The organism is Mesorhizobium sp. C089B (assembly GCF_030323125.1).
GTDB lineage: Bacteria > Pseudomonadota > Alphaproteobacteria > Rhizobiales > Rhizobiaceae > Mesorhizobium.
This window is the reverse complement of the sequence record NZ_CP100469.1, coordinates 3,357,413-3,383,516: the sequence shown is the minus strand read 5'-3', so window position 1 is coordinate 3,383,516 and position 26,104 is coordinate 3,357,413. Positions and strand designations below refer to the sequence as shown.

The 26,104-nt window shown below is 62.6% G+C and carries 23 protein-coding genes and 1 pseudogene; 15 read left to right on the top strand and 9 right to left on the bottom strand.

Going from position 1 to position 26,104, the window contains the following annotated elements; all coding sequences use genetic code 11:
* Window positions 1-71 precede the first annotated feature (71 nt).
* The 15 genes and pseudogenes from NLY44_RS16750 to NLY44_RS16680 all read left to right on the top strand — a co-directional run bounded on the left by NLY44_RS16750 (window position 72) and on the right by NLY44_RS16680 (window position 16,846).
* A complete protein-coding gene (locus NLY44_RS16750) occupies window positions 72-890 on the top strand; it encodes an N-formylglutamate amidohydrolase (RefSeq protein WP_023686445.1) in 819 nt (272 codons plus the stop codon).
* Window positions 891-907: 17 nt separating this feature from the next.
* Window positions 908-2,452 (top strand): amino acid permease, encoded by a 1,545-nt coding sequence (locus tag NLY44_RS16745; protein WP_023691842.1) that lies wholly within the window; start codon window positions 908-910, stop codon window positions 2,450-2,452.
* Window positions 2,453-2,530: 78 nt separating this feature from the next.
* Window positions 2,531-4,087 carry an amino acid permease gene (locus NLY44_RS16740; protein WP_023671163.1) on the top strand — a complete coding sequence of 519 codons (1,557 nt, stop codon included), beginning with the start codon at window positions 2,531-2,533 and terminating at the stop codon, window positions 4,085-4,087.
* Window positions 4,088-4,166: 79 nt separating this feature from the next.
* Entirely contained in the window at window positions 4,167-5,537 is a 1,371-nt protein-coding gene (locus NLY44_RS16735) for a glutamine synthetase family protein (RefSeq protein ID WP_023701008.1), read from the top strand.
* Between the two features lie 89 nt (window positions 5,538-5,626).
* Complete coding sequence (locus NLY44_RS16730) at window positions 5,627-6,082, top strand: DUF7662 domain-containing protein (RefSeq protein ID WP_023686443.1); 456 nt, start codon at window positions 5,627-5,629, stop codon at window positions 6,080-6,082.
* Window positions 6,079-6,498, top strand: coding sequence for a type II toxin-antitoxin system VapC family toxin (locus NLY44_RS16725; protein ID WP_023804693.1), 420 nt, complete (start codon window positions 6,079-6,081; stop codon window positions 6,496-6,498). Before NLY44_RS16730 ends, NLY44_RS16725 begins: the two co-directional genes overlap by 4 nt.
* Window positions 6,499-6,511: 13 nt before the next feature.
* Window positions 6,512-7,897: an aldehyde dehydrogenase family protein gene (locus NLY44_RS16720; protein WP_023804694.1), complete on the top strand. Its 1,386-nt coding sequence runs from the start codon at window positions 6,512-6,514 to the stop codon at window positions 7,895-7,897.
* 18 nt (window positions 7,898-7,915) lie between these two features.
* Window positions 7,916-9,087 (top strand): annotated as a pseudogene (locus tag NLY44_RS16715) (iron-containing alcohol dehydrogenase).
* Window positions 9,088-9,326: 239 nt separating this feature from the next.
* Entirely contained in the window at window positions 9,327-10,433 is a 1,107-nt protein-coding gene (locus NLY44_RS16710; RefSeq protein WP_023671169.1) for an ABC transporter substrate-binding protein, read from the top strand.
* Between the two features lie 63 nt (window positions 10,434-10,496).
* Window positions 10,497-11,411, top strand: a complete 915-nt coding sequence (locus NLY44_RS16705; protein WP_023671170.1) for an ABC transporter permease — start codon at window positions 10,497-10,499, stop codon at window positions 11,409-11,411.
* Entirely contained in the window at window positions 11,408-12,199 is a 792-nt protein-coding gene (locus NLY44_RS16700; RefSeq protein ID WP_023671171.1) for an ABC transporter permease, read from the top strand. Before NLY44_RS16705 ends, NLY44_RS16700 begins: the two co-directional genes overlap by 4 nt.
* Window positions 12,200-12,229: 30 nt before the next feature.
* Window positions 12,230-13,294 (top strand): ABC transporter ATP-binding protein, encoded by a 1,065-nt coding sequence (locus NLY44_RS16695; RefSeq protein ID WP_023671172.1) that lies wholly within the window; start codon window positions 12,230-12,232, stop codon window positions 13,292-13,294.
* A gap of 148 nt (window positions 13,295-13,442) precedes the next feature.
* Window positions 13,443-14,996, top strand: a complete 1,554-nt coding sequence (locus tag NLY44_RS16690; RefSeq protein ID WP_023804695.1) for a cation:proton antiporter — start codon at window positions 13,443-13,445, stop codon at window positions 14,994-14,996.
* A gap of 88 nt (window positions 14,997-15,084) precedes the next feature.
* The gene (locus NLY44_RS16685) at window positions 15,085-15,993 is read left to right on the top strand and encodes an endonuclease/exonuclease/phosphatase family protein (RefSeq protein ID WP_023671173.1); all 909 of its coding nucleotides are present in this window, start codon (window positions 15,085-15,087) and stop codon (window positions 15,991-15,993) included.
* Between the two features lie 7 nt (window positions 15,994-16,000).
* Window positions 16,001-16,846, top strand: a complete 846-nt coding sequence (locus NLY44_RS16680) for an EamA family transporter (protein WP_023671174.1) — start codon at window positions 16,001-16,003, stop codon at window positions 16,844-16,846.
* Between the two features lie 26 nt (window positions 16,847-16,872).
* Here the strand turns inward: NLY44_RS16680 and NLY44_RS16675 are convergent, their stop codons facing one another.
* From NLY44_RS16675 to NLY44_RS16635, 9 genes are all read right to left on the bottom strand, one after another.
* On the bottom strand, window positions 16,873-17,178 hold the full coding sequence (locus tag NLY44_RS16675; RefSeq protein ID WP_023671175.1) for an MFS transporter: 306 nt from the start codon (window positions 17,176-17,178) through the stop codon (window positions 16,873-16,875).
* An 89-nt stretch (window positions 17,179-17,267) separates the two neighbouring features.
* Window positions 17,268-17,585, bottom strand: coding sequence for a Dabb family protein (locus NLY44_RS16670; protein ID WP_023671176.1), 318 nt, complete (start codon window positions 17,583-17,585; stop codon window positions 17,268-17,270).
* A gap of 20 nt (window positions 17,586-17,605) precedes the next feature.
* Window positions 17,606-19,234 (bottom strand): GMC family oxidoreductase, encoded by a 1,629-nt coding sequence (locus NLY44_RS16665; RefSeq protein ID WP_023691834.1) that lies wholly within the window; start codon window positions 19,232-19,234, stop codon window positions 17,606-17,608.
* A gap of 12 nt (window positions 19,235-19,246) precedes the next feature.
* Window positions 19,247-20,008, bottom strand: coding sequence for a 3-ketoacyl-ACP reductase (locus NLY44_RS16660; protein ID WP_023804696.1), 762 nt, complete (start codon window positions 20,006-20,008; stop codon window positions 19,247-19,249).
* Entirely contained in the window at window positions 20,005-21,507 is a 1,503-nt protein-coding gene (locus tag NLY44_RS16655) for a GMC oxidoreductase (RefSeq protein ID WP_023804697.1), read from the bottom strand. Before NLY44_RS16655 ends, NLY44_RS16660 begins: the two co-directional genes overlap by 4 nt.
* Window positions 21,508-21,512: 5 nt before the next feature.
* Entirely contained in the window at window positions 21,513-22,628 is a 1,116-nt protein-coding gene (locus tag NLY44_RS16650) for an ABC transporter ATP-binding protein (RefSeq protein ID WP_023671180.1), read from the bottom strand.
* A gap of 20 nt (window positions 22,629-22,648) precedes the next feature.
* Entirely contained in the window at window positions 22,649-23,608 is a 960-nt protein-coding gene (locus NLY44_RS16645; RefSeq protein WP_023671181.1) for a carbohydrate ABC transporter permease, read from the bottom strand.
* Entirely contained in the window at window positions 23,605-24,555 is a 951-nt protein-coding gene (locus NLY44_RS16640; protein ID WP_023671182.1) for a carbohydrate ABC transporter permease, read from the bottom strand. The genes NLY44_RS16645 and NLY44_RS16640 overlap by 4 nt, the downstream gene beginning before the upstream one ends.
* Window positions 24,556-24,806: 251 nt before the next feature.
* A complete protein-coding gene (locus NLY44_RS16635; RefSeq protein ID WP_027049809.1) occupies window positions 24,807-26,060 on the bottom strand; it encodes an ABC transporter substrate-binding protein in 1,254 nt (417 codons plus the stop codon).
* Window positions 26,061-26,104 lie beyond the last annotated feature (44 nt).

Sequence of the window (26,104 nt, the reverse complement as noted above, 5' to 3'; positions counted from 1 at the left end):
AAATCATCCAGAGGGACGCAATGACGCAAAATACGTAACATAAGATACAGCGCTCCCAGGGACGGCAGACTATGGAGAGAGCACGGCCCGCCAGCCTTGCATCGTCTGATACCGTAGGGGTGACGAACCCCGGCGGGTCCAGCCCTTTCGTGCTGACCTGCGACCACGCTTCCAACTTCCTGCCATCCGAATTCGGCACGCTTGGCCTGCCGGCCGAAGATCTCTCCCGCCACATCGCCTGGGACCCCGGCGCGCTGCCGGTGGCCCGCCGCATCGCGACCGCCCTCGATGCGACGCTCATCGAAACCCGCATCTCGCGCCTGATCATCGACTGCAACCGTCCGCTCGACGCACCGGACCTGGTGCCGCCGGTCAGCGAGACGACGGCCATTCCGGGCAATGCCGGCCTGTCGGACAGTGAGCGCGCCGAGCGCATCGCTTTGTCGTGGCGGCCGTTCCACGACACGATCGCATCGATCATCGACGACCGGCAGGCGCGTGGGCAGGAGACCCGGCTGGTGTCGGTGCATTCCTTCACCCCGGTCTACAAGGGCAAGAACCGGCCCTGGCATATCGGCATCATCCACGATGACGACCGCCGGCTGGCGTCGCCGCTCATAGCGGCGCTGCAGCGGCTCTCCGGCGTCAGTGTCGGCATCAACGAGCCCTATTCGCCGGCCGACCGCGTCTATTTCACTTTGGAGCGCCATGCACGCTCGCGCGGCCTTGCCTGCGCAATGATCGAAATCCGCAACGACGAGATCTCCGGCGAGACCGGGCAGCGGAAATGGGCGGATCTGCTCACAGGCATTTTTTCTGACCTGGAACCCGAGGAGGCCAAGGGTTCCCGGCGACACGCAGTGGGAAAGTCAGTTCAATCGGCCAGCTAGAAAAACAGGGGACGAAAATGGCAGGACCGGACAAATCAGACGCTGAAAGATCGGAGGATGTAAAAACCCTCCATAGCATGGGCTATGCCCAGGAGTTGGCTCGCCGCATGAGCGGCTTCTCGAACTTCGCTATTTCCTTTTCGATCATTTGCATTCTGGCGGGCGGCATCACGTCCTTCCCGCTGGCCATGGCGACCGGCAGCGGCTTCGAGGCGACTGTCGGCTGGGTCATCGGCGGCGTCTTTGCACTTGTCGTTGCCGCGTCCCTTGGCCAGATCGGCTCGGCCTATCCGACGGCCGGCGGTCTCTACCACTGGTCGTCAATTCTCGGCGGGCGCGGCTGGGGCTGGGCCACGGCCTGGATCAACTTGCTCGGCCTGGTCTTCGTCGTCGCCTCGGTCAATGTCGGCGTCTACGCGCTGTTCAAGGACCTTGTCTGGTCCGGCGTGTTCGGCAACGACGTCTCCGCGTGGGGCTATCAGGAGCAGGTGATCGGCGTTGTGATCATCACGGTCGCGCAGGCGCTGATCAACCATTTCGGTATCAGGCTCACCACCATGCTGACGGATTTCTCGGGCTACCTCATTCTGGTCGTCGCCGTCGTGTTGACCGCGATGTTCCTGATCTGGGGCGCAAGCTGGGATTTCTCGCGGCTCACCACCTTCGTCAACAACACCGGTGATCCAGGCGCAGGCTACGTTCCGACCGCACGGACGGCACTCGTCGCCTTCCTGATCGGCCTGCTCTACCCACTCTACACCATCACCGGCTTCGACGCTTCGGCCCACACGTCCGAAGAGACCCACAATGCCCGCGTGGCGGTGCCGCGCGGCATGATCCATTCGGTTCTGTGGTCGCTGGTGTTCGGCTTCGTCATGGCCGTTTCGTTCGTACTGGCCAGCCCCGATCTGGCAGCGACGGCCAAGGATGGCGCCAATGCCTGGTTCAATCTCTTCAACAATCTGCCGGCGCCATTCCTGCTGAAGAGCATCATTGCCATCGCGATCGTGCTGGCGAACTTCATCTGCGCGCTCGCCGGACTGACGTCGACCTCGCGCATGATCTTTGCCTTCGCGCGTGACGGCGGCCTGCCCGGTTCGTCGGTGTGGAAAACCGTCAGCCCGACATGGCGCACGCCGGTGGCGGCAATCTGGCTCGGAGCGGTGCTCGCGGTCGCAGCGACATTGTACTCGCCGGCTTTTGCCGCACTGGCGGCCGGCTGTGCATTGTTCCTCTACGTGTCCTACGCCATGCCCGTGGCCGCCGGCCTGCTTGCCGAGGGCAAGAGCTGGACCGAATTCGGCCCGTTCCGCCTCGGCATCTGGTCCAAGCCGTTCGCCGTCATCACGGTGCTTGGCGTTCTGGTGCTGATGTATGCCGGCATCCAGCCGCCCTTCGACATCCTGATCAACTATGCCATCGGCCTCATCGTTCTGCTGGTGGTTCTGTGGTTCGGCATCGAATCGCGCCGCTTCAAGGGCCCGCCGATCGGCGCCGACATTGCTCGCCGCGCTTCGGAGATCGCGGCCGCGGAAGCAGCCGTCGGCCAGACGGCAGGCTAACAGCAAAGACTAGATGCTCCGGCCGGCGCAAGCCGACCGGGGCAGGGCCGGCCAGCTAAGAATGGAAAGGGGACTACAATGGCAGCACCGGGTTATTCAGACACAGACAAGGCGGAAGACGTAAAGCACCTCCATTCCATGGGCTACGCCCAGGAACTTGAGCGGCGGCTAAGCCGCTTCTCCAACTTCGCCGTTTCCTTCTCCATCATCTGCATCCTGTCGGGCGGCATCAATTCGCTGGCGCAGGCAACGTCGGGCGCCGGTGGCATCGGCATCGGCATCGGCTGGCTGGTCGGCTGCTTCGTCTCGCTGACCTTCGCGGTCGCCATGTCGCAGATCAGCTCGGCCTATCCGACGGCCGGCGGCCTCTATCACTGGGGTTCGATCCTCGGCAATCGCGGCACCGGCTGGGTGACGGCCTGGCTCAACCTGCTCGGCCTGATCACCGTGCTCGGCGCCATCAATGTCGGCACCTGGACGTTCTTCATCGGCGCCTTCGGGCCGACGCTCGGCATCGAGGGTACGCTGACCAATCAGATGATCTTCCTGGTCATCATCACCGGCGCCCAGGCCCTGATCAACCATCTCGGCATTAAGCTGACTGCGAAGTTGACCGACTTTTCGGGCTACCTGATCTTCTTCGGCTCGATCCTGATTGCTGTCGTCTGCCTGTTCTCCGCCGAGACCTGGGATTTCAGCCGGCTCTTCACCTTCCACAACTACTCGGGTGAGGCCGGCGCCAGCGTCTGGCCGTCCGTCTCGAACGCCTGGGTGTTCGCTCTCGGCCTTCTGCTGCCGATCTACACCATCACCGGCTACGATGCTTCGGCACACACTTCCGAGGAAACCATCAAGGCGGCCTCATCGGTGCCGCGTGCGATGGTGATGTCGGTTATCTGGTCGGCGGTCTTCGGCTATTTGTTCCTGGCCGCCTTCGTGCTGATGATCCCCAACATGGACGACGCCGCCAAGCAGGGTTGGAACGTGTTCTTCTGGGCCTTCGACCAGCGCGTCAGTCCCGGCCTCAAGGAGTTCGTCTACCTCGTCGTGTTCATCGCCCAGCTGTTGTGCGGCCTCGCAACCGTCACCTCGGCTTCGCGCATGATCTTTGCCTTCTCGCGTGACGGCGGCCTGCCGGGCTCGTCGGCACTGGCCAAGGTCAGCCCGACCTATCGCACGCCGGTGGCGGCGATCTGGACGGCGTCGGTCCTGTCGGTGCTGTTCGTCTGGGGTTCGACGCTGGTTTCGGTCGCCGGTACTTCGGCCTACACCATCGTCGTGTCCTGCACCGTCATCTTCCTGTTCCTGTCCTTCACCGTGCCGATCGTGCTCGGCATGCTGGCCTGGGGTACCCCGAAGTGGGACAAGATGGGACCGTGGAACCTGGGCCGTGGCATCTTCATGCTGTTCGGGGTCCTTTCCATAGTGTCGATGATCCTGATCTTCATCATCGGCATCCAGCCGCCGAACGACTGGGCGCTGTACATCACCGTCGGCTTCTTCATCCTGACGGCGATTGTCTGGTTCGCCTTCGAGCGCAATCGCTTCCAGGGCCCGCCGCTGGGCGACATCATCGCGGCGCGTCAGGCAGCGATCAAGGCTGCCGAACAAGCTGTCGGCGAAACCGGCCACTGACGTCACCATCATGGCCATGGCCGGCGTGCAGCCGGCTATGGTTTCGTCCTCAACGACCAAGCACTGGAGTGCCAAAGGAATGGCCGGAAATTTCTCGTTCGATCAGTTGAAGAAAGCGGTCTCCAGTGGCGAGATCGACACGGTGCTGGCCTGCATCGTCGACATGCAGGGGCGGCTCGCGGGAAAGCGTTTCCTGGCGCAGTACTTTGTGGATTCTGCTCATGACGAGACGCATGGCTGCAACTATCTGCTCGCCGCCGACATCGATATGGAGCCGGTGCCGGGCTACAAGGCGGCAAGCTGGTCGAAGGGCTATGGCGACTTCGTCATGAAGCCGGACCTTGCGACGCTGCGGCGGATTCCGTGGCTGGAAAAGACCGCGCTGGTGATCTGCGACGTGCTCGACCACCACACCCATGACGACCTTCCGCATTCGCCGCGCGCGATGCTGAAAAAGCAGGTCAAGCGGCTCACCGAACGCGGCTATATCGGCTACTTCGCCTCCGAGCTCGAATTCTACCTGTTCAACGAGACCTACGATTCCGCCCGCAAGAAGCACTGGCAGGGGCTCGACACCGCGTCGCCCTATATCGGCGACTACCAGATCGGCATCACCACCAAGGAAGAAGGCGTCATGCGCCGGCTTCGCAACGAGATGGAAGCGGCGGGCATTCCGATCGAAAACTCCAAGGGCGAATGGGGCCCGGGCCAGGAAGAGATCAATGTGCGCTATGCCGAGGCGCTCGACATGGCGGACCGCCACGTCATCCTGAAGAACGGCGCCAAGGAGATTGCCGAGTCCGAAGGCAAGTCGATTTCCTTCATGTCGAAATACAATTACGGGCTCGCCGGTAATTCCAGCCACATCCACAATTCGCTGTGGAGCGCCGATGGCAAGACGCCATTGTTCTTCGACAAGAAGGCGGACTGGACTTTGTCCACGCTTGGCCAGCAATGGGCGGCTGGGCAACTGAAATATGCCAGGGAGTTTACTTGGTTCCTGGCGCCCTACATCAACTCCTACAAGCGCTTCCAGGCCGGCACCTTCGCACCGACCAAGATCATGTGGAGCGAGGACAACCGCACCGCCGGCTTCCGCCTGTGCGGTGAGGGCACCAAGGGCATCCGCATGGAATGCCGCATCGGCGGCGCCGACCTGAACCCCTATCTCGCTTTCGCGGCGCTGATCGCCGCCGGCCTTGCCGGCATCGACGAGAAGCTCGAACTGCAGAAGCCGTTCGTCGGCGATGCCTACCAGGCCTCGCGCCTGCCGGAGATCCCGAAGACGCTGCGCGACGCCACCGAGACGCTGGCCAAGTCGAAGATGCTGAAGCAGGCGCTCGGCGACGATGTGCTCGAACATTATGTCCACACCGCAAAGTGGGAGCAATTCGAATACGACCGCCGCATTACGGATTGGGAACTGCACAGGGGGTTCGAGCGGTATTAAACTTTATACAGCTTTAATGTTGACACTGTAGTGAAGTTAGTACCATATGGTCCCTGTAAACTGCAGTGCGCTACATTGAGGAGTTTGCAATGTCCAAATATGCGCCGCTCAAGGACTTTCTCATTGCCCAAAATGTCGATCGCGTTCCGATGTCATTCGCCGAAATCGAGAGAGTGCTCAATCTGCCGCTGCCCGCATCGAAGCAATACCCTGCATGGTGGAGCAACAATCCGAGCAACAATCCCATGACAAGGGAGTGGCTTGAGGCTGGGTTCGAGACCGAATCCGTCAATATAGGGAGTGGGAAACTGGTATTTCGCCGCGTTCGCAAAGTGCCCATTTCGACGCCGCCCAGTGGTAGCGTGCCTGCCGCGCCAAAGGAGGCGCGCGCGGATCGCCACCCCGGTTTTGGTTTCATGAAGGGCCTGATAACAATCGAAGCCGGATTTGATATCACCAAACCTTTCGATGACGAGCCATGGGACCGGGGCTATCTGGGCGGTGAGGCTGACGCGCGTGACGGCAAACTTGCGGTGCGTAAATGAGCGAAGGGCCGAACCTACTTCTGGATACATGTGCGATGATCTTTGTCGCCAACGATAGTCTGATCGATCCGCACGCAAGCCGGGAGATTTCGGAAGCGGCCTATGACGGCCGTCTGTATCTTTCGCCGATGTCGGCATGGGAGATCGGAATTGGCGTAGCCAAGGGCCGGCTCAATCTGCCATTGGCGCCACTCGACTTCGTGGAGCGATTCATCGAGCGAATGTCGGCAAAGCTCAGCGCTATCTCACCAGCCATTCTGATTGCGTCATCCAACCTGCCCGGTCCGCCTCATGGTGATCCCATGGATCGGATACTGATGGCAAGTGCGAGAGCGTTGGACATGGTTCTGGTGACGCGTGACGAGCCCATCCTTCGCTATGGCCGCAATGGCCATCTGCGCACCCTAGCCTGCTAACTTGGAGTATCCTTTGGAAACCGTAAAACTCAAGTCGCCCATCGATGGTTCCATTTACGCCGAGCGGCCAATCGCGACCGACCAGGCGATCAATGCCGCGGTCGAGCGCGCCAAGGCGGCGCAGGAGAAGTGGGCGCTGACGCCGATCGTCGAGCGCGGCAAATTTATGCTGGCGATGCTCGAAGCGCTGGTCGCGATGACCGACGAGATCGTGCCGGAGATCGCCTGGCAGATGGGGCGACCGGTGCGCTATGGCGGCGAGTTCGGCGGCGTCAGGGAACGCACCAATTACATGGTCGAGATCGCTGAAGCCGCGCTGAAATCCGTGCCGGCATCAAACCCGAAGGACGGCTTCCGACGCTATGTGAAGAAGGATCCGCTCGGCGTCGTCATGGTGATCGCGCCGTGGAACTATCCCTATCTGACCGCCGTCAACACCATCGTGCCGGCACTGATGGCCGGCAATACCGTTATCCTCAAACATGCGGCGCAGACTCTGCTGGTCGGCGAACGGTTCCAGCAGGCGTTCGACAAAATTGGGCTGCCCAAGGGCGTGTTCCAGAATGTCGTGCTGAACCATTCCCAGACCGAAAAGCTGCTCGGCTCGGGCAAGATCGACCATGTCAATTTCACCGGTTCGGTCGGCGGCGGCCGCGCCATCGAGAAGGCGGCGGCCGGCACCTTCATGACGCTCGGGCTCGAACTCGGCGGCAAGGATCCGGCCTATGTGCTGCCCGACGCCAAGCTCGACCATGCGGTGGCCAATCTGGTCGACGGCGCCTTCTACAATTCCGGCCAGTGCTGCTGCGGCATCGAGCGCGTCTATGTGCATGAGAAGGTCTACGACCAGTTCGTCGAAGGTTTCATCGCCGAGACGAAGAATTATGTCGTCGGCAATCCGCTGGAACAGGCGACGACAATGGGGCCGATGGCGCAGGCGCGCTTTGCCGACCTGATCCGCGAGCAGAAGGCCGAGGCGCTGCGCAAGGGTGCAATCGCACACATCAGTATGAAGGTGGCTAACGACAAGGCCGGCTCGCCCTATCTGGCGCCGGAAGTGCTGACCGGCGTCGACCACCAGATGAGCGTCATGCGCGAGGAAAGTTTTGGCCCGATCGTCGGCATCATGAAGGTGCGTAACGACGAGGAGGCGATCGCGCTGATGAACGACAGCCCCTACGGGCTGACCGCTTCGATCTGGACCGGCGATATCGAGCATGCGGTGGCGATCGGCGACCGCGTCGAGACCGGCACCGTGTTCATGAACCGCTGCGACTACCTCGATCCGGCGCTGGTCTGGACCGGCGTCAAGGACACCGGCAAAGGCGTCGCCCTTTCGGCGCTCGGCTACGACAATCTGACCCGGCCGAAATCCTTCCATCTGCGCGAAGCCATCTGATTTTTTGAAAGACAAGACATGTCCAAGCTGATCTCCAAATGGAACTACCCGACCACCGTCCGCTTCGGTGCCGGGCGCATCAAGGAACTGCCTGAGGTGCTCGCGGCCACCGGCATTAAGCGGCCGCTTTTCGTCACCGATCCGGGGTTGGCGAAACTGCCGGTCGTCGCTTCGACGCTGAAATCCTCGACGACGCCAAGGTATCCTATGGCGTGTTCTCCGAGGTGAAGCCGAACCCGGTCGATTCCAACCTCACCGCCGGGATCGCCGTGTTCAAGAAGGGCAAGCATGACGGCGTCATCGCCTTCGGCGGCGGTTCAGCGCTCGATCTCGGCAAGCTGATCGCGTTCCAGGCTGGCCAGACGCGGCCGATCTGGGACTTTGAGGATGTCGGCGACTGGTGGACGCGCGCCAATTCGGATGCCATCGCGCCGATCATAGCCGTGCCGACCACTGCCGGCACAGGCTCGGAAGTCGGGCGTGCCGGCGTCATCACCAATGAGGCGACGCACACTAAGAAGGTGATCTTCCATCCGAAGCTTTTGCCGGCAATCGTCATTGCCGATCCGGAACTGTCGGTCGGCATGCCCGGCTTCATCACCGCCGGCACCGGTATGGATGCGCTGGCGCACTGCCTCGAAGCCTATTGCGCGCCGGGCTATCACCCGATGGCCGACGGCATTGCGGTGGAAGGTGTGCGCCTGGTGTTCGAGAACCTGCCCAAGGCCTACGCCAACGGCAAGGACCTTGTCGCGCGCGCCCACATGATGAGTGCGGCCGCCATGGGTGCTGCCGCCTTCCAGAAGGGTCTTGGCGCCATCCACTCGCTGTCGCATCCGATCGGCGCGCTCTACGACACCCATCACGGCATGACGAATGCGGTGTTCATGCCCTATGTCTTGGCCTTCAATCGCGACTCCATCGAGGAGCGGATTGCCCGGCTCGCTGCCTATTGCGGCATCAAGGGTGGCTTCGACGGCTTTGCCAAAGCGATCATCAAGCTGCGCAAGGAATTGAAGGTGCCGCATGCGCTGCCCGATCTGATCAAGGGGCTCGACATGGACAAGAAGCGCAAGGGGCTGATCGCCGACATGGCGGTGGTCGATCCGACCGCCGGCGGCAACCCGGTCAGGCTGACCAAAAAGGCGGCGCTGACGCTGCTCGAGAACACTATCGCCGGCACTGTCTGAGGCGGTTTCTGCGCCGGACGTGATCTAAAAACGAAGGGAAAGGAAGGGCAAGGGGGCAAAAAGCAAGGCAATAAACCATTAGCCGGGAAATTAAGTCGAGGCTAATTGCTACAGCCGGTTAAAAAGAGTTAACTTTTCGTACCGCCGGGGGCCAGTTTCGAAAAGCTTTCATCTGGCTGTCATATGAAACCGATACCGCATCGCAGGCGTCCAGGACGCCAGTTCAACGGAGAGAACACATGTTCAAGTTCACAGGGAAAGTGCTTTCCCTTTCGGCCGTCGCCCTCATGGCGACCTCTGCTATCTCGTCGGCCCAGTCCATGGATGAACTGGTTGCCGCTGCGAAGAAGGAAGGCCAGCTCACGACCATCGCGCTGCCGCATGACTGGTGCGGCTACGGCGCCGTCATCGACGGCTTCAAGGCAAAGTATCCTGAGATCACCATCAACGAACTCAACCCCGATGCCGGCTCCGGCGACGAGGTCGAGGCGATCAAGGCCAACAAGGACAACAAGGGCCCGCAGGCGCCCGACGTCATCGACGTTGGCCTGTCCTTCGGCCCGACCGCCAAGGCTGACGGCCTGATCCAGCCCTACAAAGTGTCGACTTGGGACTCGATCCCCGACAGCGCCAAGGATGCCGATGGTTACTGGACCGGCGACTACTATGGCGTGCTATCCTTCCTGGTGAACAAGGACCTCGTCAAGGAAGCGCCTGCTGACTGGGCTGACCTGCTGAAGCCGGAATTCGCCAACACCGTGGCGCTTGCCGGCGACCCGCGCGCCTCGAACCAGGCCATCCAGGCCGTCTACGCGGCCGGCATTTCCGGTGGTGCGGCTGCCGGCGAAGCTGCTGGCACTGCTGGTCTCGACTTCTTCAAGAAGCTTAACGCCGCCGGCAATTTCGTGCCGGTCATCGGCAAACCGGCGACCCTGGCACAAGGCCAGACGCCGATCCTGGTGACCTGGGATTACAATGCACTTGCCGGTCGCGACACGCTGAAGGGCAATCCGCCCGTCGACGTCGTCGTGCCCAAGACCGGTGTCGTTGCCGGCGTCTATGTGCAGGCGATCAGTGCTTTCGCACCGCATCCGAACGCTGCCAAGCTCTGGCTGGAGTATCTCTACTCCGACGAAGGCCAGATCGGCTGGCTGAAGGGCTATTGCCACCCGATCCGCTTCAACGATCTTGCCAAGAACGGCAAGCTCCCGGCGGACGTGATGGCCAAGCTGCCGCCGGCCGAGGCTTACGCTGCCGCGGTGTTCCCGACGCTGGACGAGCAGGGCAAGGCAAAGGAAGCCGTCACCAAGAACTGGGATGCCGTCGTCGGCGCCAACGTCAAGTAAGGCTTGAAACCAACCGGGCGGCCTCGCGGCCGCCCGGTGTTCCTCGGAGACGGTAGCCGGCGCATGACAGATATCTCGCTTTCCGATCACGCAGTTGCCGGGAAGACCGCGCCCCCCAGCGAGGCGCGTGCAATGCGACTGCCGACGCAATGGCTCGGCGTTGCGCCATTCTTCATCTTCGCCATCATGTTCCTGATCCTACCCACGCTCTATCTGATGCTGGGTGCATTCCAGAACGATGCCGGCGAATTCACGTTCGAAAACATAGCAGCACTGGCGCAGCCATCGATTGTCGCCGCCTACTGGATCTCGCTCAAGGTCAGCCTTTCCTCGTCGCTGATCGGCGCCTTCGCAGGTCTCGGCATCGCCATCGCCATCGTGCGCGGCGGCCTGCCGGAGTGGATACGTTCGGCGACGCTGACATTCTCCGGCGTGGCTTCCAATTTCGCCGGCGTACCGCTGGCCTTCGCCTTCATCGCCACGCTCGGACGCCTCGGTCTCGCCACGGTGCTGCTCAACACCGTGTTCGGCCTCAACATTTATGCGCACGGCTTCAACATCCTATCGTTCTGGGGCCTGACGCTGACCTATGTCTATTTCCAGATTCCCCTAATGGTGGTCATCATCACGCCGGCGATCGACGGCTTGAAGAAGGAGTGGGGCGAGGCTGCGGCGACGCTTGGCGCCACCCAGACGCAATACTGGCGCATGGTGGTCATCCCGGTGATCTGGCCGAGTTTCCTCGGCACGGTCATCCTGCTCTTCGCCAATGCCTTCGGCGCCATCGCCACCGCCTATGCGCTGACCGGCTCTTCACTCAACATCGTGCCGATCCTGCTCTATGCGCAGATACGCGGTGACGTGCTGCACAATGCCCATCTCGGCTATGCGATCGCCTTCGGCATGATCGTCATCACCGGGCTGGCCAATGTCTTCTACATCTGGTTCCGGACGCGCTCGGAGAGGTGGCTGAAATGAAGTCCGGAAAATTCTGGGCCTGGGTCGTCTTCGGGCTGGGCGCGGCCTATTTCTTCATTCCGCTGATCGCGACGGTGGAATTTTCCTTGCGCATGCGGCGCGGCGCTTATTCCTTCGACGCCTATCAGATCGTGCTTGGCGACCCTCGTTTTCAGGCGACCTTTGGCTACTCAGTGCTTGCCGCCATCTTCACCATCATTCTGGGCGTGTTGATCGTGGTGCCCGCCGCCTACTGGATTCGACTGCGCCTGCCGCAACTGCGGCCGATCGTAGAGTTCATCACGCTGCTGCCGCTGGTCATTCCCGCCATCGTCATCGTCTTCGGCTATATCAGGATGTACGGTTCGAATTCGCCGCTGCCGTTCCTGGCGACCGACATGGGCACAAATGCCTTGCTGGTCATCGGCTATGCAATGCTGGCGCTGCCCTACATGTATCGCGCGGTCGATACCGGACTGCGCACCATCGACGTCAGGACGCTGACCGAAGCGGCGCAGATCCTTGGCGCCGGTTGGGGCACGATCATTGGTCGTGTGATCCTGCCCAATGTGCTGATCGCCGTGCTGTCGGGCGCCTTCCTTACCTTCGCCATCGTCATTGGCGAATTCACCATGGCCAGCTTGCTCAACCGGCCCGCCTTCGGCCCCTATCTGCAAAACGTTGGCGCCAACCGCGCCTATGAGCCGGCGGCGCTTGCCATCATCGCCTTCGCCATTACCTGGGGCTGTATGTCGCTGATCCAGATCCTGTCCCGTTTCGCGCCGAGATCGGCGAACCGCCCGAACTGATCGACAAAGTACTGATCGAAAGAAAAAGCCATGGCCGAACCATTCCTCTCCATCCAGCATGTGCGAAAATCCTTCGGCGCCACCACCGTGGTCGAAGATTTCAATCTTGATGTCGAGCCGGGCGAGTTCGTTTCCTTCCTTGGGCCATCGGGTTGCGGCAAGACCACCGTGCTGCGCATGGTCGCCGGTTTCGAAGAGCCGTCGGCGGGCAAGATCGTCGTCGCAGGCAAGGACATCACGAGGCTGAAGCCCAACCAGCGCAATGTCGGTATGGTGTTCCAGGCTTACGCGCTGTTCCCGAACCTGACCGTGGCGCAAAATATCGGCTTCGGCCTGAAGGTCGCCGGCATGGCAAGGGCAGAGATCGATTCCCGGGTCGCCGAGATGCTCGACATCATCAAGTTGCCGCAGATGGCAGACCGCTATCCCTATCAGCTCTCGGGCGGCCAGCAGCAGCGTATCGCGCTGGCGCGTGCCATCGCGCCGAAGCCGAAGCTGCTTTTGCTCGACGAGCCGCTGTCGGCGCTCGATGCCAAGGTACGTGTGTCGTTGCGCGAGGAAATCCGCTCGATCCAGAAGAAGCTCGGCATCACCACCATCTTCGTCACACATGACCAGGAAGAGGCGCTGTCGATCTCCGACCGCATCGCGGTGATGTATGGCGGCAAGGCCGAGCAGGTCGGCACGCCGTTCGAGATCTACAACCGGCCGGCGACCAAGTTCGTCGCCAACTTCGTCGGCACGCTGAACGTGCTCGAAGGCAAGGTCACTGACGCCGCGGCCGGCACGGTGCAGGTCAACACGCAGGAAGTCTCGCTCAAGGGCAAGCTCAACGGCTCGAAGTCCGGTGACACGCTGTCGCTGGCGCTGCGTCCCGAGGCGATTTCGCTAGGCCGCCAGCCCGGTCGCGATTCAAGCCTGTCGGGCGAAATCTCCGAAGTGCACTTCCTCGGCTCGGTCATCCGCGTTCGCGTCGGCATCGGAGGCAACACGGTGTCGCTCGACACCTTCAACAGCCCGGCAACGCCACCGCCGGCTGTCGGCGAGAAGGCCGACATATCGTTCTCATCAAGCGATATGCTGGTGCTGCACTAGCAAGCAGCATTTTGGCGCGACCGAGGCGGTCGATTCGAGCTGGCGCGATGAACGGCCGTATCATTGCCGGACCCCGAGTGCTGGACAATCAACAGCATCTTGCCATCCAGCCACTGCCCATGATGCCGCTTCGCCGCTACGATGGGCCATGGCGCTATTCGAACTTACCCTCATCCTGCTTCTGGCTGCCGTCGCGCTGACGGCGCTGTCGCGGCGGCTGGAAATTCCCTATCCGTCCCTGCTGGCTCTGGCCGGCGTCGCGATTGCCTTCGTACCCGGTGCGCCGACGATCGAGATCGATCCGGAGCTGGCGCTTGCCCTGTTCATCGCGCCGGTGCTTCTCGACGCCGCCTATGACACGTCGCTGCGCGACCTCAAGCGCTACCGGCTGTCGCTCGCGCTGCTGGCGCTAGGCGCCGTCGTCTTCACCACCGTGGTGGTTGCCTTCGTCGGCTGGAAGATGGCCGGCCTGCCGATCGCGGCGGCAATCGCGCTTGGCGCCATCGTCGCGCCACCGGATGCGGTGGCCGCATCCGCCGTGCTCAGCCAGTTCAAGGTACCGCACCGCATCACCGCCATCCTGCAGGGCGAGAGCCTGCTCAACGATGCCACGGCGCTGCTGATCTACCGGCTGGCGGTTTCGGCCGCGCTTGGCACCATCATGCTCAGCAACGCCGTTCCGGTGATCCTGCTGGCAACAATCGGCAGTCTGGTCGCGGGCTATCTGTTTGGCCGCGTCTCGCTGCTGGCGCTCGGCCGCATCGAGGATGCGGCGAGCAGCACGGTGGTGCAGTTTGCCGGAACCTTCGCCGTGTGGATCATCGCCGACAGGCTCGGCCTTTCCGCCATCATCACCATCGTCGTCTATGCCATGACCATTGCGCGCAGGGCGCCGCGCCAGTCGTCGGCGAGACGCCGCGTCAGCACCTATTCGGTCTGGGAGTCGGCCGTGTTCGTGCTCAACGTGCTGGCTTTCGTGCTGATGGGCCTGCAGGCACGCACGATCGTCGGCAGGCTGGCCGGCGACGGGCAAGGCGAAGCATTCCTTTTCGCCGCAACGGTGCTGGTCGTCGTTATCGTCGCGCGCCTTGTCTGGGTGGCGAGTTACGTCGCGATCATCCGGTGGCTTGCCCGCTTCGGCAGCCAAGAGGCAAGGCGGGAATTGCCGACATTCGGCGGCGCCGTCATTGTCGGCTGGTGCGGCATGCGTGGGTTGGTGACGCTGGTGGTGGCCATTGCGCTGCCGGCCGATTTTCCCGGCCGCGACCCGATCGTGCTTGCCGCCTTCGCGGTGGTGCTGGGCACGCTGGTGCTGCAAGGCATGACGCTGAAGCCGCTGCTGCGCTGGATCAACTTCGACCCCGATAGAACCGTCGACAATGAGGTGGCGCAGGCGCGCGTCGCCATCATGCAGGCAGCACTGGACGTGCTGAGCCGCAAGACATCTGCGGCCGCCGCCGTCGTGCGCGAACAGTATGAAGCGCAGCGCCTGATTGCGGAAAACCCGGAGGACGCTCAGGCCGCGACCGAATACGACCGGCTGCGCCTCTATGCCATCAACCGCCAGCGCGACACGCTCGAGGAGTTGCGCAGCAACGGCACGATCGGCGACGAAGCCTACCACCGGCTGGAGGAAGAGATCGACTGGGCCGAACTGGCGGCATCGCCGGCGGGCCGGTTCCAGCCGCTGACCACATCATAGACGCTGGCCCAGTTCCGCCGTCGTGCCGGTACATTGCAACCCGTCTGCCGAACCGCTACTGCCAAAGCGAAATTGAGCCGGATAAGCAATGAAGCTGGTCAGCTACAACATCCAGTACGGGTTCGGCGGCGATGGCCGTTACGATCTTTCGCGCTGCACCAAGCTGGTCGACGGCGCCGATATCATCGCGCTGCAGGAGGTCGAGCGGCATTGGCAGCGCACCAATGAGGACGACCAGCCGGAGGTCCTGTCCAAGCTGCTGCCTAGCTATTACTGGGTCTATGGCCCGGCCTTCGACATGGACGCCAGTGAGCAGCGCGACGGCCGGGTCGTCAACCGCCGCCGCCAGTTCGGCACCATGCTGCTGTCGAAGCTGCCGATCGCCTGGTCGCGGCTGCACGCGCTGCCCATGCGCCGCACGCTGCGGCCGCTCAACACGCGCAACGCCGCGCTCGAATGCATGATCCGCACGCCGGCCGGACCGGTAAGGGTCCTGTCGCTGCATCTCGCCCATATCGCGGCGGAGGAGCGTCTGGAGCAGATCGACTATCTCTTGGCCGAGCATCGCCGCGCGCCGTCCGAGGGCGGCCCGTGGAGCGGCGCGGACGATGAGCCTTCGCGCAACTGGACCAGTGGCGAGGCCGAGCCGGAAAACCCGACAGCTGCGATCTGGATGGGCGATTTCAACATGGAGCCGGGCAGCGCCGAATACAGCCGCATCGTCGGCAGCACGCCCTATCATCGCGGGGCAGCTTATCTCGACGGCTTTGTTGATGCCGCTGCCGTCGCTAGCGAGCCGGCTGCCGATTTCCACACCCATGTGAAAACGATCGACGGGAAAGTGGCAAAACGCCGGCTCGACCATTGCTTCGTCGGCGGTATGTTCGCGGACCGTGTGCGCTCGGTCAGTGCCGATATAGGCGAGATCGCTTCAGACCATTTTCCGGTCCGGATCGATATCGATCTCGAAACGCCTTTGAGCTCAGGAGATCGGTGAGCCCTCGATGACGCTTTTCGTCTTTTTCGCGGTGCTTGCCGCCGCCGCCATGCACGCGATCTGGAACGCGCTGGTCAAGGTGCATCTCGACCGCTTCCTGTCGATCACGCTGATGACGCTGGGCATGGGTTTTGCCGCGCTGTTCGTGCTGCCCTTCGTCGAGTTTCCGAAGGCTGCGGTATGGCCCTTCATCATCGCCTCGGTGCTCTTTCACATGGGCTACCGGACCTTCCTCATCGGCGCCTACAAGGCAGGCGACTTTGCCCAGACCTACCCGCTGGCGCGCGGCACGGCACCCCTGCTTGCGGCCCTCGGCGGCGTTGTCGTGGTGCAGGAGATCCCCGGCCCATTCGCCATCCTCGGCATCCTCTTGTTGTCGGCCGGCACACTGGTGATGTCGTTTCGCGGCGGCGCGCATCTGGAGCGGATCAATCTGCGCGCAGTCGGCTTTGCGCTCGGCACCTCTATCTTCATTGCCAGCTATACGCTGTCGGATGGCAGCGGCGCGCGGCTGGCGGCGACGGCGCAGAGCTATGCCGCCTGGTTGTTCATCTGCGATGCCTTTGGCGCGCTGGTGCTGTGCCTCATCTTTCGCGGACCCAAGGCGCTACCCGTGCTGGCGCGCGACTGGAAGGCAGGCCTGTTCACCGGCGTGCTCAGCGGCGCGGCCTACTGGATCGTCATGTGGGCGATGACCAAGGCGCCGATCGCCTCGGTGGCGTCGTTGCGCGAGACGTCGATCTTGTTTGCCATGATGATCTCGGTTTTCGCGCTCGGCGAGAAAATGACAGGCTGGCGCGGCGCCGCCGCGCTCAGCATCGTTGCCGGTGTGGTGGCCCTCAGACTGGGCTGAGAGCCTGATACTTCAGCCGAGCACGGTCATCGCCTGTCCGCGCCGTTCCGGACTGAAGCGGATGACGACGATGATGCAGACGGCGACCACGCCGGCAAACAGCGCCAGCGCGTAGCCACGAGATTGGGCGAGAAGGCAGCCAGCGCGCCGATCACCGAATAGCTGACGATGTTGAGCATCAGAATGGGCTTGCGGCCATATTTGTCGGCCAGCCTGCCGAAGAAGAAGGCGCCGATGAAGCGTGTCGTCAGAAGGAAGAAATCAAAAGCGTCGAGCGTCCAGCCGAGGAAGGAGGCAAGGACGGTTTTCTTCTGCTGCGCGGTGAGAGCCACGACGTTCCTCCTAAACGCCCCCGGGGAACGATGTGTTCCTTGGGGCGCAAAAGAGAACAGGCGTCAGCCGGCTTTCGAAAGAAGCGCGGTCACTTTTTCGTAATGTCGAGATCGAACACCATCAGCCCGTCGGTGCCGCCTTCGAGCGCTGCGACCAATCGGGCGCCGGCGCGCTGATGCGCTTCATGCACGAGATAGGCGTCGCGGGCGGCGGCATCGCGGAAGTCGATGGTGAAGGCATGGCTGAAGCCGCGCGCGAACGGCTCCGGGCTGACATTGGTGCTGAAATGGACCGTGTCCATGCCGTCGACGACGGAGCGCAGTGCTTCGAGATCGTCGTGGATTGCCGTGCGCTCGGTGGCGGGCACATCGCTGCGGAAGCGTACGAAGACGCAGTGTCTGATCATTGGTTCGTTCTCCTAAGTGGCTATGCGGCCCGATTGCCGGAGAACACCGCCGGCGGAAGCGGCTCGCGGCCGAGGATGATGTCGGCGCCTTTTTCGCCGACCATGATGGTCGGCGCATTGGTGTTGGAGGAAGGCACGCGCGGCATCACCGAGGCATCGCAGACGCGCAGGCCCTCGATGCCGCGCAGGCGCAGGTCCGGTGTGACCACCGCCATATCGTCATGGCCCATGCGGCAGGTGCCCACGGGGTGATGGTCGGTCTTGGCGGTGCGGCAGGCATAGTCGATCAGCTCGTCATCGCTGGCGAGCGATGGTCCGGGCAGCACCTCGCGCAACACGTAAGGTGCAAGCGCCTTCTGCCGCATGATCTCGCGCGCAAGCCTGAGGCCCTTGATCGACATGGCGCGGTCATAAGGGTCCGACCAATAGTTGGGATCGATCAGCGGGTGGTCGGCCGGGTCGGCGCTGCTCAGCCGCACCGTGCCGCGCGAGCGCGGGCGCAGGAAGGCCGAGTTCAAGGTCACGCCGGGGTTCTTCAACCTCTCGACGCCGGCCTCGATGCCGGAGCCGAGTCCCAGATGGAACTGGATGTCGGGCGAGGCGGCGGTCGGATCGGCGTACCAGAAGCCGCCGGTCTCGAACAGGCTGGAGGCGACCGGCCCTTTCTTCAGCAGCAGATACTGCAAGCCGGCCCACGCGGTGCGGTGCAGCTTGGCGTAGTTGTCATAGGTGTGGTCGCCGGTGCATTCGGCGATGACGAACAAATCGAGATGGTCCTGCATGTTGGAGCCGACACCGGGCAGATCATGCACCGGCGTCACGCCGACCGATTTCAGGTGATCAGCCGGGCCGATGCCCGACTGCATCAACAGCTTCGGCGAACCGATGGCGCCGGACGAGACGATCACTTCGCGCTCGGCGCGCATGATGGTCTTCTCGCCGCCGGGTTTGTCGACGATCTCGACGCCGATGGCGCGGCCTTTCTCGACGACGATGCGGGTGACCAGCACATCGGTTCGGACTGTCAGGTTCTTGCGGGCGCGGATGGGCTTCAAATAGGCGACCGAAGCGGATGAGCGCCGGGCGTCCTTCTGGGTCAGTTGGTAGTAGCCGACGCCTTCCTGGCTAGCGCCGTTGAAATCCGGGTTGAAGGGGATGCCCATCTCTTGGCCGGCGCGGAAATAGGCCTCGCAAATCGGCAGCGGCGAAATCGGGTTCGACACGCCGAGCGGCCCCTGGTCGCCGTGAAAATCGTTGGCGAAGCGCTGGTTGTTCTCGGCGCGCTTGAAATAGGGCAGCACGTCGCGATAGCCCCAGCCCGCGAGGCCCTCTTCCTTCTCCCATGCGTCGTAGTCGCGAGCGTTGCCGCGCGTGTATATCTGGGCATTGATGGACGAGCCGCCGCCGACCACCTTCGCCTGCGTATACCAGAAGACGCGGTCCTGCATGTGCCTCTGCGGCACAGTCGACCAGCCCCAGGAAGCGATGCCCTTGGTCATCTTGGCAAAGCCCGCCGGCATGTGGATGTAGGGGTGCCAGTCCTTGCCGCCGGCCTCGAGCAGCAGCACGGAATTCGCTGGATCCTCGCTCAGCCGGTTGGCCAGAACGCAGCCGGCCGGGCCGGCACCTACGATGATGTAGTCGGTCATAACTCTATCCACCTACAGTCGAGGCACGGAGAGCGCGCCGTCGACATTGATAATCGAGCCTGTGGAAAAGCCGAGCTTGCCGGCGGCAAGCGTCGCCACCACGGCGCCGATGTCCGATGCTTCGCCCCAGCGTTTTGCCGGCACCAGGCCGCTGTCGATAAGCGCGTCGTATTTGGCTGATACGCTCGCGGTCATGTCGGTGCGAATGATGCCCGGCCGCAGTTCGAACACGCCGATGTTTTCCGGCGCAAGCCGTAGCGCCAGGTTCTTCACCCACATCGAAAGGCCGGCTTTCGAGATGCAGTAGTCGGCGCGTTCCGGCGAGGCCATATCGGCGCTGACCGAGGTGATGGTGATGATCGAGCGCGGATGATTGCTGGGAGCCGCCAGCATCGCCTTGGCGACGGCCTGGCTAAGGAAGACTGTGCCGCGCAGATTGATGGCGAGCGCACGGTCGAAGTTTTCGGGCTTCAGCTCCAGCAGGTCGCCGCGCACCATGGCGCCGACGCCGGCATTGTTGACGAGGCAGTCGATTCGGCTGAAGGCACGTATGGCGGCGTCGACGAGGGCCGTGTGATCCTCGAGGTTGGCGATATCACAACGGACATAGGCGAACTCCGCACCCCGTGCGGTGATGTTGGCGGCCAGTTCGTCCGGCGCTTGTTCGGCAAGGTCGGCGATCAAAATGTCGAAGCCGGCCCCGGCCAGCGCCTCGGCGCAGGCGAGCCCAATGCCGCGCGCACCGCCGGTGACGATTGCTGCGGGGCGGGTCATGCCGCGAGGTCCGTTCGGCGAATATGCTCGGCCACGCGCAGCGCCTGTGCCGCAATCGACAGCGCCGGATTCACGGCGGCCGAGTTCGGCAAAAAACTGGCGTCGACAACGAACAGGTTCGGGTGGTCGAAGGCGCGGCAGAAAGGGTCGAGCGGCGACGTCGCCGGATCGTCGCCCATTTTCACCGTGCCGCACTGGTGCGAGGGCGTGCGCTTGTCGAAGGGACGCGACAGCACGATGGGATAACCGCAGGCGCGGAAGTTCTCACGCATCAGCTTGGTCAGCCCGTCCAGCGACTGCATGTTGGAGCGCCGCCATTGCATGACGATGTCCTTGCCGTCGACCATGATGCGGCTTTCCGGATCGGGTAGATCCTCGCACATCAGATACCAGTCGACGGCGTGACCGGCCATGTAATCGAGCGCGAATTTCGGCACGCGTTTGACGTTGGCCTTCAACATGTTGCCGTCGATCTTGCCGAGCAGCTGGACGTTGCCGAGCGGCTTGCCGCCTTTGCCGTCGGAGAGATAGTAGTCATTCAGCATCAGCGTCTTCTGGTAGACGCTGTCGTTCCTGCGGCGCGGATCGATCGCCAGCATGGCGCTCGAATTATGGTTCATGAAATTGCGGCCGACCTGGTCGGAGCGGTTGGCGAAGCCTTTGCCATCTGGTGAAGGCGAGCGCAGCAGGATGACGGCGGAATTGACCGCGCCGGCGGACAGGATGACCAGCTTCGGCGCGACTTTCTTCAGCTCGCCATTCTGACGGTAGTGAACGGCAGCGATGCTTTTGCCGTCGGACGACGCTTCGAGATATTCGACATGGCAGCCGGTTTCGAGCCGGATATTGCTGTCCTTAAGTGCAGCCGTCAGCGGTCCGGTCTGCGCATCGACCTTGCCCTGGGCGGTGTTGGGGAATGCGTCCCAGCCGGTCTTGCCCTCCTTCAGCCAGGTGTCGATGTCGACGCCGAGCGGCAGCGAGGCGGGGTGCAGGCCCAGTCCCTTCAGCTCGGCGCGGGCGCGCGCAATCGGCGCTTCGTCGGGCACCGGCTTGAAGGCATAGGGGACCGAGTGGAACGGTTCGGTCGGGTCCTCGCCAAGTGAGCCGCGGACGCGAAACAGCTGCTCGGCTTTCGAATACCAAGGCTCGAATTCATCGTAGGAAAACGGCCATGCCGGCGAGACGCCACCGAAGTGCTCCACGGCGGCGAAATCCTCTTTGCGGTAGCGGATCAGCACCGCGCCGTAGAATTTCGAATTGCCGCCGACATAGTAGTAATTGCCGGGGTTGAAGGCGGCGCCGCCGGGCTCGCGCCACATCTCCTTCGGACGGTAGTGGCCGTCGACGAAGATGGAGCGCGTGTCGCGGGCATGCGGCGTTGCCGTCAAGGGCTCGCCGCGCTCCAGCATCAGGATCGAGGCGCCGCTGCCCGCCAGACCGGAGGCGATCGTAGCGCCGCCGATGCCGGAGCCGATGATGACGATATCGGGGCTGACCATCTCGATCAGCGGATGCGGTGTTCGGTCGCCGGATCGAAGAACACGGCCTTGGTCAGGTTGAAGGCGAGCGGCGTGCTGGTGCCCGGCTGGATGTTGGCGTCGGCCCGCAACCGCGCCACCACGCCCTTGCCGCCGAGATTGGTCACCGCGAAAGTATCGGACCCTGCCGGCTCGACCACTTCGATGTGCAGGTCGGCAGTGGCAATGTTGGAGGCGTTGCGTTCCGCACCTTCCGGATCGGTCAGCGCTTCCGGGCGCACGCCGAAGATGATCGGCTTGCCCTGGAATGCCGAAAGACCCGCCGGCGCGTTGGCCATCGGCAGCGTGATCGGCTCGCGCGCCTCGCGCTCCAACACGACGGACAGCGCATTTCCCGACGTGGCAATGGTCGCCGGGATCAGGTTCATCGCTGGCGAACCCATGAAGTCGGCGACGAACAAATTGGTCGGGTTGTTGTAGATCTCGGCCGGGGTGCCGAACTGCTGCACCTCGCCGTCGCGCATGACGGCGATCTTGGTAGCCAGCGTCATCGCCTCGATCTGGTCGTGGGTGACGTAGACGATGGTTGTGCCGGTGGTGGCATGCAGGCGCTTGATCTCGATGCGCATGTCAACGCGCAATTTGGCGTCGAGGTTGGACAAAGGCTCGTCGAACAGGAACAGCTTGGGGTCGCGCACCAGCGCCCGGCCCATGGCGACGCGCTGGCGCTGGCCGCCGGAAAGCTGGCTCGGCTTGCGCTGCAGGAGGTGGCCGATCTGCAGGACCTTGGCCACCTTGTCGATCGCCTTTTGGCGTTCGTCGGCCGGCACGCCGCGCATCTCCATGCCGAAGGAGATGTTTCCGGCCACCGTCATGTTCGGATAGAGCGCATAGCTCTGGAACACCATGGCGATGTCGCGCTTGGATGGGTGCAGATCGTTGATGGCGCGGCCGTCGACGCGGATTTCGCCCTCGGTGATCTGCTCCAGGCCGGCAATCGTGTTGAGCAAGGTGGACTTGCCGCAGCCGGACGGGCCGACCAGCACCAGGAAGCCGCCCTTTTCGAGCTCGACATCGATGCCCTTCAGGATCTCGACATTCCCGAAGCGCTTCTTCAGCCCATCAATTTCCAGAAAAGCCATGGTCGTTCCTTCCGAATTGATCAGCCCTTGACCGCGCCAGCCATCAGCCCGCGCACGAAATAGCGGCCGGCGACGACATAGACGATCAGAGTGGGCAGAGCCGCGATCATCGCGGCCGCCATGTTGACGTTGTATTCGACGACGCCGGTCGAGGTGTTGACGACGTTGTTGAGCGCCACCGTCATCGGCATGGAGTCGCCTGTGCCGGCGTAAGCCGAAGCGAACAGGAAGTCGTTCCAGATGTTGGTGAACTGGTAGATGACGGTGACGACGAAGATCGGCATCGAGTTCGGCAGCATGATGCGGCGGAAGATCTGGAAGAAGGAGGCGCCGTCGACCTGCGCCGCCTTGATCAATTCGTTCGGGAACGCCTCGTAATAGTTGCGGAAAAACAGCGTGGTGAAGCCGATGCCGTAGACGACATGGACGAAGACCAGGTTGACCGTCGGATTGCCGAGACCGAAACTCGTACCCGTCGCATTCTGCAGCTTCACGCCGAAACGTCCCAGGCTGCCGAGGATGGTCGCCATCGGCAGCAGCACCGACTGGAACGGAATGAAGCAGGCAAACAGCATCAGCCCGAACACCAGCGTGGCGCCGCGAAAGCGCCATTTGGTCAAGACGTAGCCGTTGAGCGCGCCGAGCATGGTCGAGATCAGTACGGCTGGAACCACCATCTTGATCGAGTTCCAGAAATACCCCTTGATGCCGGCGCAGGTGAGGCCGACGCAGGTCTCGCCCCAGGCCTTCAGCCACGGGTCGAAGGTCGGCGCCGTGGGCAACGCCAGCATGTTGCCGTTCTGGATCTCGTCCATGGTCTTGAACGAGGTCACCAGCATGACGAACAGCGGCATCAGATAAAACAGCGCAAACAGCGCTAGAAGCCCGTAGATGACGATGCGGTTGAGGGTCTTGGTGCTCATGCCGCCGGAGGCCTTTTGGGAAGCAGCGGGGCGGGCAGGGGTGGCGACAGCGCTCATCGCGGCTTCTCCCTGAGTTCCGAATAGAGATAAGGCACGATGATGGCAACGATGGTCATCAGCATGATCACGGCACTGGCCGAGCCGACAGCCATTTCGTTGCGCTTGAACGTGTACTCATACATGAAGTTGGACGGCAGCCAGGCCGAGCCACCGGGGCCGCCGCTGGTCAGCGCCACCACCAGATCGTAGGACTTGATGGCAAGGTGCGCGAGCACGATGAAGGCCGACAGGAAAATTGGCCGCAGCAGCGGAATGACGATGCGGCGATAGAGCTGGAAGGTGGTGGCGCCGTCGATCTGCGCCGCCTTCATGATCTCGCCGTCGATGCCGCGCAGGCCGGCCAGGAACATCGCCATGATGAAGCCGGAGGCCTGCCAGACGCCGGCAATGACCACCGTGTAGATGACGAAATCCTTGTTCTTGATCCAGTCGAAATGGAAGCTCGTCCAGCCCCACTGATGCAAGGTCTGCTCAAGACCGAGGCCGGGGTCGAGGAACCATTTCCAGGCGACGCCGGTGACGATGAAGGACAGCGCCATCGGGTAGAGATAGATCGGCCGCAACACGCCTTCGCCGCGAATCTTCTGGTCGAGCAGGATGGCCAGGAACAGGCCGAGCGCCAGGCAGATGGCGATGTAGAGAAAGCCGAAAATGCCCATATTGACGATCGACGTGTACCAGCTCGATGGCGGGTCGGAGTCGAACGTCCAGCCCCATAGCCGTAGGTAGGCGCGCGGTCCGGTGATGACATAGGACGGAAAAGTCTTGGAATTGGTGAAGGACAGATAGACCGTCCACAGGATGAAGCCATAGACGAAGACGATGGTGATGGCGAAGCTCGGCGCCAGCACGATCTTCGGCAGCGCGTCCTGCAGTCGCGCGCGCACGGAGGGGCGAGACCGCTCGGGCGTCAGCTTGATCTGGGTTGTCGCTACACTGCTCATAGGGCTCCTCCCGTTCGGGTCGTCCGTGCCTGCCGTCAGGCGGCAAGGCGGCCCCGTGCATACGGGTCTCTGGTCGGCATGGTGTTCAAGAGGGTTTCACCGTTTCACGGAAACGGCGAACCTCTCTACTCTTTCTTTTACGCAATTCCGGCCGGAAAACCGCTCACACTTTTCCTGGAATTGCGCCAGCCGGCCAATCCTGAGGCGAACCTTCCCCGCCGAAGCGGGGAAGGTGTCTTGCTGGCCAGGGCTTACTTGGCGTCGTCGATTGCCTTGACCAGTTCGGTCACGGCTTCGTCCGAGGTCTTGATCTGACCGTGGACGAACTTCGAAACGACGTCCTTGTAGGCATTGGCGACCGCCGGAGGCGCGCCATAGCCCTGGGCAAGCGAGCCGAACAGCGTGCCGCCTTCGTTGGCAGCCTTCAGGTCGGCGATGCCCTTCTTGCCGCACGCGTCGAAGTCGGTGTCGGGAACGTCGGTACGGGCGGGAACCGAACCCTTGACGACGTTGAAGGCCGACTGGAAGCTCTTCGACAGGGTGGCGGTGGCCAACGCGACCTGGGCGGCCTTGCGGTCGTCCGGAACGTTGAACATGCCGAACATGTCGGAGTTGTAGACCACCGAGCCTTCCGTGCCCGGGAAGCGATAGCACAGGAAGTCGGTGCCCGGCGTTTTCTTGGCGGCGTTGAACTCGCCCTTGGCCCAGTCACCCATCACCTGCACCAGGGCATCGCCCTTGATGACCATGGCGGTGGCAAGGTTCCAGTCGCGGCCCGAGAAGTTCGGGTCGACATAGGTGACGAGCTTGGCGAGGTTATCGAACGACTTCTTCATCGTGTCCGACTTGAGGGACTCGTCGTCGAGGTCGTTGAAGGCCTTCTTGTAGAACTCAGGTCCGCCGGTCGACAGCACAACCGAGTCGAACATGGTGGCTTCCTGCCAGTTCTGGCCGCCAAGGGCGAGCGGGATGACGCCAGCCGCCTTGGCTTTGTCGAGCAGGGCGACGAAGTCGTCGAAGGTCTTTGGCTCGGTGCCGCCGATCTTGTCCATCACCGCCTTGTTGATCCACAGCCAGTTGACGGAGTGGACGTTGACTGGAGCAGCGACCCACTTGCCGTCATAGACGGAGAACTTCTGCAGGGCTGCCGGAACCGACTTGTCCCAGCCTTCCTTCTTCGCCGTCTCGGTCAGGTCGCCCATCACGCCGGCCGCCGCATAGTCGAGCACGGTGTAGCCGAGCATCTGCGACGCGGTCGGGTAATTGCCGGCCGCGACCATCGCCTTCAGCGCAGTCATGGCGGCGTCGCCGCCACCACCGGCCACCGGCACGTCCTTCCAGGCATAGCCTTCCTTGGCAAGGTCGCCCTTGAGGACATTGAGAGCAGCCGCTTCGCCGCCCGACGTCCACCAATGCAGCATCTGCACTTCCTTGACGTCCTCGGCATGGGCCGAGAAAGCAAAGGCCGTCGCCAGAGCCGTTCCGATAAGCAGTTTGCGCAACATGTTCTACCTCCCTTGTTGCATTACACGACCGGTGGAAGCCCACC